The organism is Niallia sp. Sow4_A1, assembly GCF_052116745.1.
Lineage (GTDB): Bacteria > Bacillota > Bacilli > Bacillales > Cytobacillaceae > Niallia > Niallia hominis.
This window is the reverse complement of the sequence record NZ_JBQKKM010000085.1, coordinates 1-10,302: the sequence shown is the minus strand read 5'-3', so window position 1 is coordinate 10,302 and position 10,302 is coordinate 1. Positions and strand designations below refer to the sequence as shown.

Below are 10,302 nucleotides of genomic sequence, written 5' to 3'. Positions count from 1 at the left end.
GTACAAACTGGAGACTCTCGACTGAGATAAAGGAAACACGAGGAACGGCAGTGAGTCGATGTTGACTTATCGTAGGGAGATAGTCGGAAGTTTGCTAACCGATAGGCACTGAAGCTAGACAGTGAAAAGCGGAAGGCACCGTTTAGCGCCGTGTGAACTGGCGCTGATACCATAGGAAAATGTGCTAGATTTAGAAAAAAGAGGATACCGATGTCAGTATCCCCTGTCCTTAAAATGGAAATTCCTTGTGCAAAATAACCGTGAAGGTAGTTCCTACACCCATTTCACTTTCCACATGAATCGTTCCTCTATGTAATTCAACTAAATGCTTAACAATTGCAAGACCTAGCCCTGTTCCGCCAGAATTTCTACTTCTTGCTTTATCTACGCGATAAAAGCGCTCAAATATTCTTGGAATTTCTGCCGAATCGATTCCAATTCCTGTATCTTGAATTCTAACTTCAATTTTCTTTTTCTTTTCCACAACATAGACGTTGATTTCGCCATCGTTTGGAGTATAAATCACAGCATTTGTGATTAAATTTAAAAAGACTTGAGTTAACCGACTTCTATCTCCTTGAATCTGGATAATTTCATTTGATTGAGGAAATTTCAGTTTTATATTTTTCGCCTCTGCTCGACCTTCTAGCATTTTTGTTGCCTTATTTAAAATTTCCACCAAATTAAACTCGTCTTTATTTAAAGAGAAGTGATGTTGTTCTAATTTTGATAAATCTAGAAGATCTTGAATTAAAGTCTGTAATCGATGGCTCTCTTTTAAAATAATTCGCAAAAATTCTTCCAGCGTCTCTTTATCTTCCATCGCCCCATCAAGAAGTGTTTCAGAAAATCCCTTAATAGAAGTAATAGGCGTTTTTAACTCGTGTGAAACATTGGCTACAAAGTCTTTCCGAACTTGTTCTAGCTTCTTCAACTCCGTAATATCATTAAAAACGAGCAAAATCCCCATCCACCTATCATTTGTCCCAATAATGGGAACTCCATAAACCTGAAAGCTCTTTTTCTCATTTTTAATTTCAAGTGTCATGTCTCGAATAACTTTATGTTCTGTCATAAAAATTTCTTCCGCAAGATCTGTAACTTGTCTATATGGAATAACTTTATAATATTGTTTATAAAGATAGTCAGCTGAACGAACAGAGAAAATATCTTTATAGGATTTATTGATTAAATTAATATACCCTCTGCTATCTATTAAAAGAAGGCCACTACTAATACTCTCAATCAAAGTACCTAAACGATCTTCTTGTATTTCTTGTGCTTTTACCATTTCTTGCATATCTTTGGCAACCTTATTAAGAGAAGAACTAAGAATCCCTGTCTCATCTACTCGATCTTCATATGTTCTAGCATGATAATTGCCATTTGCCAAATCAACAGCAACTTTGGTAGCCGACTCAATTGGCCTTGTGTAACGATAAATTAATTTATAACCAACTAGATAAATTACTATGAATGAAAATACAAACGAAGAAAAAATAATCCAATTGATATGTTGGTATGCATTTTCTATCTCGTCTACTTTTGCCCCTATTAGCAAATAACCTTGGCCGCCTTCTTCATCAGAAAGCTCCAGTTGGTAAAAATGAAAGTTAGGGTTACCATCAATCGCAACGGCATTTACTTTTTCATTTAATAACAAAGCCTGCATTTGATTTTCATATTCTTCATCTGTCTGCAGCTCTCCCACATTGAACAATATCTCGCCAGATTCATTAATAATCGTAATCTGTAACTCTAATGCTTCGCTATATTCGATTATTAAATCATTATTAACTTTTAAAATCCTACCGTTATTCATTATTTGATTTGCTATTAATGTAGCTTCTCTTTCTAGGCGGTGATCAAAAGAATCCATAAAGGTTTTCTTATTATAAGACTCAATAAAAATAGCAACAAATAAAAACACGATAAAAATAGTAAATAAAACACTAGCCATTAATCGGGATTTAAAACTCTTCATTTACTTTGGTTCCTCTAATTTATAGCCTAAACCACGAATTGTTTTAATATATATAGGTTTTTTTGTATTTTCTTCAATTTTCTCTCGTAAATGACTAATATGTACATCTACAATTCTTGTATCGCCTACAAAGTCATAGTTCCAAACTGCACTTAACAGCTGGTCTCTTGTTAAAACTCTGCCTTTGTTTTTTACAAGATATAATAATAGCTCAAATTCTTTAGGCGTTAATTCTAATAATTCCCCTTTAAAATAGGCTTCATAATAATTAGGAAGGACTTTCAACTCTGCAATTTTAATACCTTCATCCTCATCTGTGTTTACTTCATTAGATGATGTTGGCACTTGCATCTGAGTTCTTCTTAAAACAGCTTTTATACGGGCGATAACCTCTCTCGGACTAAAAGGTTTGGTCATATAATCATCTGCACCAAGCTCAAGTCCTAATACTTTATCGAACTCATCATCTTTTGCTGTTAACATTAATATAGGAGTTAACACTTTCTGTTGGCGTAGTTCTTTACAAACATCCATCCCATCTTTTTTTGGCAACATTAAATCAAGTAGGATGACATCTGGATTAGCAGTTAAAGCTAGATTCAATCCTTCTTCTCCGTCCATGGCAGTCAATACATCATACCCCGCCTGTTGCAAATTATACTTTAGTAAAGTTACGATAGATTGTTCATCATCTACAACTAATACCTTTTTCTTCATATACAGCCTCCAAATATGTTAATTCCCCTTAAGTCCCCTTATACCTATTTACATTATAATATATTGTGTAGCGAAAATGGAAAAAACATTTCGTTACTATTTCCAAAAGGAAGTATTGATTTAAACGCGCAGGCTATAACAATGATACTATTAGAAAAACTAGGCTTGTAACTTAATTAATTCCATAAAAAAATCGGCTAACTTTTATGTTCGACCGATTTTTCTCATTTATTCAATTTAATACTGTCATTACATGACGAACGGAATGAACAGATTTTTCTAATGCTGCTTTTTCATCTTCTGTTAAATCAAGTTCTATAATTTGTTCGATTCCATTACCGCCCAAAATCGTAGGGACACCTAGATAAAGATCGTTATACCCGTACTCTCCTTCTAAATAAGCAATGGTTGGAAGAACTCGTCTTTGACTTTTCATAATTGCCTCACACATATCCACTAATGAAGCCGCCGGAGCATAATAAGCGCTTCCATTCCCAAGTAGATTTACGATTTCGGCACCACCATTTCTTGTTCTTTCAATAATCTCTTCCAATCTATGCTTCGGAATGAGCGATTCTAACGGGATTCCACCTGCATACGAATAGCGTATAAGCGGAACCATATCATCTCCGTGTCCTCCTAATACAATTCCTGTAATATCTTTAACAGAAAGGTTTAGCTCCATCGCAACAAAGCTTCGAAAACGAGCGGTATCTAAGACACCTGACTGACCAATAACCCTATTTTTCGGAAAACCTGATTCCTTATAGACTGTATAAGTCATTGCATCAACAGGATTCGTAAGTACAATAATGATACAATTAGGGGAATATTTCACTATTTCCCTCGTTACTGATATCATAATGGATTGATTTGTCTGTACAAGATCATCTCTACTCATACCTGGTTTTCTTGCCATACCAGCTGTAATAATGACAATATCAGAATCTGCAGTATCCTTATAATCGGATGTTCCAATAATATTTGCATCAAACCCTTGTACAGGACTCGCTTCAAACATATCTAAGGCTTTACCTTTAGTTGCATTTTCATTTCGCGGAACATCTAATAAAACAATATCTCCAAGCTCTTTTTGAGCAAGTAGAAATGCTGTTGTGGATCCCGTAAATCCACCACCAATGATTGAAATTTTCTTGCGCTTAACCATATAATATCCCCCTTATTAGACCAAGAATGCATGAGCCACTAATAGGCAATTTACTAGGCAGAGTCCCCTTTTACTCAAATCTAGTAACACTATTTCATATTAGCTTATCCCATTCTAATCCAATACACCAAACTGCTATTTTAGACAAAAAGGAAGAAGAGATGAGACTATCTCTTCTTCTATTTGTTATTAACCCATGTTCTTAATTAATTCATCACCGAATTCTGAGCATTTCACTTCCGTTGCGCCCTCCATCAAACGAGCAAAGTCATAGGTAACAACTTTAGAAGCAATTGTATTTTCCACAGATTGAATTACTAATTGTGCTGCTTCTGTCCATCCTAAATGTTCAAGCATTAGAACCCCTGAGAGAATAACAGAAGATGGATTTACTTTATCTAAACCAGCATATTTTGGAGCAGTTCCATGTGTTGCTTCAAAAATTGCATGGCCTGTTTCATAATTTATATTTGCACCAGGTGCAATACCGATTCCACCAACCTGTGCCGCTAATGCATCAGAGATATAATCCCCATTTAGGTTCATTGTCGCCACTACATCAAACTCTTTTGGACGAGTAAGAATTTGTTGAAGGAAGATATCTGCAATAGAATCTTTGATAATAATCTTTCCTGCTGCTTCTGCCTCTGCCTGTGCTTTATTAGCAGCATCAGATCCTTGCTCTTCTTTGATACGATCATATTGAGCCCAAGTAAATACTTTTTCCCCAAATTCTTTTTCTGCTAACTCATAACCCCAGTTTTTAAATGCACCTTCTGTATATTTCATAATATTACCTTTATGTACTAGAGTTACAGATTTACGACCTTCTTTAATCGCATAATTAATCGCAGCTCTTACTAAACGGCTTGTTCCTTCTTCAGAAACTGGTTTAATTCCAATTCCAGATGTTTCAGGAAATCTAATTTTATTAACTCCCATTTCTTGTTGTAAAAAGTTAATTAATTTAGAAACAGCCTCAGAACCTTTTTCATACTCAATTCCAGCATAAATATCTTCTGTATTTTCACGGAAGATAACCATATCTGTATCTTGAGGTCTTTTTACTGGAGATGGTACGCCTTCAAACCATCTTACTGGGCGTAAACAAACAAAAAGATCTAATTCTTGGCGTAGAGCAACGTTTAAAGAACGAATACCTCCGCCAACTGGTGTAGTTAATGGTCCTTTAATAGCAATTAAATATTCTTTAATAACATCTAATGTTTCAGAAGGTAACCATTCTCCAGTTTCATTAAATGCTTTTTCCCCAGCTAACACTTCTTTCCAAACAATTTTCTTTTCTCCATTGTATGCTTTTTCAACAGCAGCATCTATTACTCTTGATGACGCTGCCCAAATATCTGGGCCAATTCCATCTCCTTCAATATAAGGAACAATTGGATTTGCTGGTACATTTAATACTCCATCTACTACTGTAATTTTTTCTCCTTGCATGCTTCTATCCCTCCGTAAAAAATAGTTTCCTTTTCCAATGCAATCAATTGGAAAAAGAATGAAATAATTTATTATAACAAGCTTATAAAAGCTGATTATATTTACTATTCTGACGAATAAAATTAAGTAAACGTTAATCCTTTTATTAAACTCTACAACACTAAGTATATATCATCCTTTTACTCTATGGGGAATTATATCCTTTTTAACGTTGATGAACTGGTACATATTCTAAGCGTTCAGGACCAACATAATCTGCTCTTGGTCTAATAAGACGATTATTCTCATACTGCTCAAGAATGTGAGCAAGCCAACCTGAAACCCTGCTTACAGCAAAAATTGGCGTAAATAAATCATGGTCAATACCTAAACTATGATAAACAGATGCAGAAAAGAAGTCTACATTTGGCACTAGATTTTTTTCTTCTTTTAACAGGCTCTCAATTTTAATACTCATATCATATAGTTGAGGCTCCCCTGTTAACTGCGTTAATTTTCTTGCCATTTCCTTTAAATGCTTCGCACGAGGATCGCCCTTTCGATATACACGATGACCAAATCCCATTATCTTTTCTTTTTTCGCCATCTTTTCTCTAATATATGGCTCTACATTTTCGATACTTCCGATTTCTTTCAACATCTTCATAACAGCTTCGTTCGCCCCACCATGAAGTGGCCCTTTTAACGCACCAATTGCCGACGTAACCCCTGAGTATACATCCGATAAAGTAGCGACACATACTCTAGCTGTAAAAGTTGAGGCATTTAACTCATGATCTGCATGAAGAACAAGTGCTTTATTAAAAGCCTCTATCGCAATTGCTTCAGGTTCCTTTCCAGTTAGCATATAAAGGAAATTAGCGGCAAATCCTAAATCCTTTCTTGGAGAAATTGGATCAAGCCCTTTCCTTAACCTTGAAAAAGCTGTTACGATAGTTGGAATTTTCGCTTGAAGCCTTACAGCCTTGAAATAGTTTGATTCAGAATCCATGCTATCTGCGCTTTCATCATAAGCTCCTAATAAAGATACACTTGAGCGAAGTACAGCCATTGGGTGTACCTTATCTAACGGGATTAGTTTCATTTGTTCAATCAAAGAGATAGGTAATTCAGCATTATCTGCTAATTCTTGTTTTAGTTCTGCCAATTCGCTATCATTTGGTAGCTTTTGATGCCATAATAAATATACAACTTCTTCAAAACTGGAATTCTCTGCTAACACATCAATATCATAACCAACATAAGCGAGTGAATCATCTATAATGGAACTGATAGAAGATGTTGTAGCAATAATCCCCTCAAGCCCTTTTGTAACAGCCATACATATCTCTCCTTCACACTTTTTCTTTTTAGTAGTACAAATCTTTCAAACTCCCATATTGTATCTATCGTAGTTACCAATATTGTTAAAATCTGTAAAACCAAAGCAATGGAATACACTCTAAAGTAAATGTTCACTATTTTGTTAGATTAACTGAATATGTACCTAAAAATCAATTAAAAATGTAATCCGGATTTATTTTAAAAAAGATGGGGGAGTTTTTTCGTTAAACATTAAAGTGAGTATTCTATATTTGAAAATGCTTACATTTTCAAATAAAAAAATAAACGATTTTGGTACTTATAGATGAGATAATTGTAACTACATACTCATTATAAACAAAAAACGTTAAAATGTCTCATATTTTATACTTAAAAACTGTAGATATAGTAAAAAAATTTTTTTCTGATTCCCTTTTACACTATATTCTTTTATTCTTGAATTATACCATAAATCCCAATCAACTGTCTGCCGGTAGAGTGGATTATGTTATCCACTCTACCACTTTAATTGCAGCATAAGCTATTCCTGCTCCAATTAACGGTCCTACTGCTACCCCATTAAAGACAGCCACAGACAAAATAGTCCCAAGAACCAGCGCTGTCGTAATCTCAGGAGAATCGGCTAATAAATTTACTCCGCCTTTTGCTAGTAATGCTACCATAATTCCAGAAATCAGCGCAATCCAAGCATAAGGTGATTTAAATGTTGCAGATAGATCTTTAAAGCCAATATCTCCTGTTGCAATTGGTACAAGAACAGCAATAGTAATAATCGTTACTCCCCAATTAATTCCTTTAGATTGAATCAAAGAAAAAAGCTTATTATCTATTCCAATCAGTTTTAATACTAACAAAAAAACAACGGCAATAATTAAAGAATTGTTTTTGGCAACAAGTGCAATTGCCAAAAGCAAATATAAAAATAAATATGGTTGGCTAAATAAAAACATGGATAATTCTCCTTTTAAAAAAATTATGCTGAAATTTTCCATCCGACTTATTATTTTATAATAAAAAGCAGGATTTCCGATTAAAAAAGCATAAGTATAGAAAATATGAATGACAAAAGGAATATATTTCTATTCTTATTCTTAATAAATAAAGTGACCACTATTTATTATACTAAAAATGGGAGGACTAACGTTGAATTTGACTTATTTGTATCGTACGATTCGATTTATGGTAGTACTTATTGCTACCATCCTATTATTTGTAAGCATCTTTTATTTATCCAAAGTCACCTACCCTTTTATTATAGGCTTTCTTATTGCTTTTCTAATGAATCCACTCGTAAATTTCCTGCAATTTACGTGTAAATTACCAAGAGCTTTTGCGGTTATTGTAAGCATTCTACTCATTTTATCTGTTTTTGCTGGATTACTTTCATTATTAATCGCAGAAATAGTTGCAGGCACAGCATATTTAGGAGAGGTAGTACCAAAACATATTGATATCATCATTCGATATATAGAAGATTTATTCGCAGGACAAATCATCCCATTATATAATAAAATATCGCAAACCTTTGATAATCTCGAAACAGGCCAACAGGATACCATTATGTCAAATATAAATAAAGTTGGTGAACAAGTTGGCAATGTTATGGGAGATTTTTTACAATCTATTTTCCTTAATATTCCCATTATCTTGTCCTGGTTTCCTAATGCAGCAAGTGTCCTAATATTTTCTTTATTGGCAACATTTTTTATTAGTAAAGACTGGGTTCGTTTATCTTTAAAGTTTGGAAAATTCTTTCCTTCTAAATGGCTAATTAGTGGAAAAACTGTATTCTTTGAATTAAAGAAAGCGTTGTTCGGATTTTTAAAAGCTCAATTAACACTTGTTTCCATCACAACCGTTATTATTTTAATCGGCCTATTAATCCTCCGAGTAGATTATGCTATTACGATAGCGCTATTAACTGGAATAGTAGATATTATCCCCTATTTAGGTACAGGATTAATATTTGTTCCTTGGATTATTTATGAAATTATCACAGGGCAAATTGTCCTCGCAATTGGGTTATCCGTGCTTTATACTATCGTGCTTGTCCAACGACAAATTATGGAGCCAAAAATTCTCTCATCTAACATTGGGTTAGACCCATTAGCAACATTAATTTCCTTGTTTGTTGGTTTCAAGCTTTTTGGTTTTATTGGCCTGATCATTGGTCCAGTCTCTCTCGTCATTATCACTACCTTACATAGAGTAAATGTATTTCATGACATCTGGAGATTTATTAAAGGGGAAAGTGAGATACCAAAATAAGGGAACTGAAAAAAGAGCCGTGAATATCAAATGATTCACAGCTCTTTTTCTTTGCAAACTTGTCTTTAGTATTTAGTAAGGCCCTCGAATGGCATTTTTAACTTTTTCTTCATAAAAAGTTCTTAAAGTTTGTAATTCCTCGGTATGAAATGTTTTTTCTTCTAAAGCCTTTAAGTTTTCAACAATTTGCTGACGATTTTTAAATCCAGGGATTACACAAGATATCCCTTGTTGATCCAAGATCCATCGTAATGCAGCTGTAGCCATTGACTCTCGACCATTTGCAATCCAAGATAGTTCATCCACTAACTCTACACCTTTTGCAAAGCCAAGACCTGCAAATGTTTCCCCTACATTAAAAGCTTCTCCATTTTCATTAAACTTTCGATGATCATCTTCAGCGAAAGTATGCGCTTTCGTGAATTTCCCAGTAAGTAATCCACTTGCCAACGGAAGTCGAACAAGAATTCCGACACCCTTTTTCTCGGCTTCAGGAATCAATTCCTCCAGTGGTTTTTGACGAAAAATATTAAATATTACTTGTAAAGCTTTTACATTTGGATTTTGCAAACATATTAGCCCCTCTTCCACTGTTTCAACACTTACCCCATAGTTGCGAATTTTTCCTTCTTGCTGCAATTTATCAAGTACTTCAAATACTTGACCACCTTTTAAAATATCTGTTGGCGGACAATGGATTTGATATAAATCAATTGCTTCTCTATTTAGTCGTTTTAAGCTATTTTCACAATATTTGCGAACACTTTCCAAAGAGTATGTTTCCTTTGCAAAAATATCGCCGCCACGACAAAATTTAGTCGCAATATGAATTTGATCCTCTTTTCCCTTCGTTGCCTTTGCAAGTAATTCTTCACTATGTCCTTCACCATAAACATCAGCTGTATCAAAAAAGTTTACCCCTTTTTCAATCGCCAAGTCTAAGGATTTTAATGCTTCACTGTCATCAACCTTTCCCCATGAACCACCAATTGCCCATGTACCGAAACTTACTTCACTGATTTTTAGTCCTGTGTTTCCTAAATCTCTGTAATTCAATTTGTGAGCACCTCCATTAGCTATGAATACTTACGCAAATATTTATTGAGCCTTATTCTATTATAAAGGAAGCGGTAGCTATACAGTACTTCTCCTATTTCTAAAAAATAAGTGCTCTTAGAGAAATTATAACAACCAACCCTAAGTTTGTATATTAAATAAACTAACTTTCTATACATCCTCTTGGATTTTTCTTAAAAGACTATAAACAAATTCTGTATGAGTAAAATGTTTGTGGGTAGAAAATAATTTACCCTCTGGTTTGGTTGGTGGTCGTTAGACCGCCAACCAAACGCAAGCGCGGTAGTATGAGCAAAAATAAAGAAAA

General features: G+C 34.3%; 8 protein-coding genes. 1 reads left to right on the top strand and 7 read right to left on the bottom strand.

Going from position 1 to position 10,302, the window contains the following annotated elements:
- Nucleotides 1-229: 229 nt before the first annotated feature.
- The 6 genes from pnpS to ACTQ5K_RS24650 all read right to left on the bottom strand — a co-directional run bounded on the left by pnpS (nt 230) and on the right by ACTQ5K_RS24650 (nt 7,600).
- Nucleotides 230-1,984 (bottom strand): two-component system histidine kinase PnpS, encoded by a 1,755-nt coding sequence (pnpS, locus tag ACTQ5K_RS24675; RefSeq protein ID WP_284561256.1) that lies wholly within the window; start codon nt 1,982-1,984, stop codon nt 230-232.
- Nucleotides 1,985-2,701 (bottom strand): response regulator transcription factor, encoded by a 717-nt coding sequence (locus ACTQ5K_RS24670; protein ID WP_031534847.1) that lies wholly within the window; start codon nt 2,699-2,701, stop codon nt 1,985-1,987.
- A 232-nt stretch (nt 2,702-2,933) separates the two neighbouring features.
- Nucleotides 2,934-3,869 (bottom strand): malate dehydrogenase, encoded by a 936-nt coding sequence (mdh, locus tag ACTQ5K_RS24665; RefSeq protein WP_441131280.1) that lies wholly within the window; start codon nt 3,867-3,869, stop codon nt 2,934-2,936.
- Nucleotides 3,870-4,058: 189 nt separating this feature from the next.
- A complete protein-coding gene (gene icd / locus ACTQ5K_RS24660) occupies nt 4,059-5,327 on the bottom strand; it encodes an NADP-dependent isocitrate dehydrogenase (protein WP_031534851.1) in 1,269 nt (422 codons plus the stop codon).
- Between the two features lie 205 nt (nt 5,328-5,532).
- Complete coding sequence (citZ, locus tag ACTQ5K_RS24655; RefSeq protein ID WP_031534853.1) at nt 5,533-6,648, bottom strand: citrate synthase; 1,116 nt, start codon at nt 6,646-6,648, stop codon at nt 5,533-5,535.
- A 484-nt stretch (nt 6,649-7,132) separates the two neighbouring features.
- Nucleotides 7,133-7,600, bottom strand: a complete 468-nt coding sequence (locus tag ACTQ5K_RS24650) for a DUF441 domain-containing protein (protein WP_031534855.1) — start codon at nt 7,598-7,600, stop codon at nt 7,133-7,135.
- Between the two features lie 193 nt (nt 7,601-7,793).
- On the opposite strand from ACTQ5K_RS24650, the gene ytvI reads away from it, so the two are divergent.
- Nucleotides 7,794-8,918: a sporulation integral membrane protein YtvI gene (ytvI, locus tag ACTQ5K_RS24645; protein ID WP_031534857.1), complete on the top strand. Its 1,125-nt coding sequence runs from the start codon at nt 7,794-7,796 to the stop codon at nt 8,916-8,918.
- A gap of 72 nt (nt 8,919-8,990) precedes the next feature.
- Here ytvI and ACTQ5K_RS24640 read toward each other — a convergent pair whose 3' ends face one another.
- Nucleotides 8,991-9,974 (bottom strand): aldo/keto reductase, encoded by a 984-nt coding sequence (locus tag ACTQ5K_RS24640; protein WP_251630126.1) that lies wholly within the window; start codon nt 9,972-9,974, stop codon nt 8,991-8,993.
- Between the last annotated feature and the right edge of the window lie 328 nt (nt 9,975-10,302).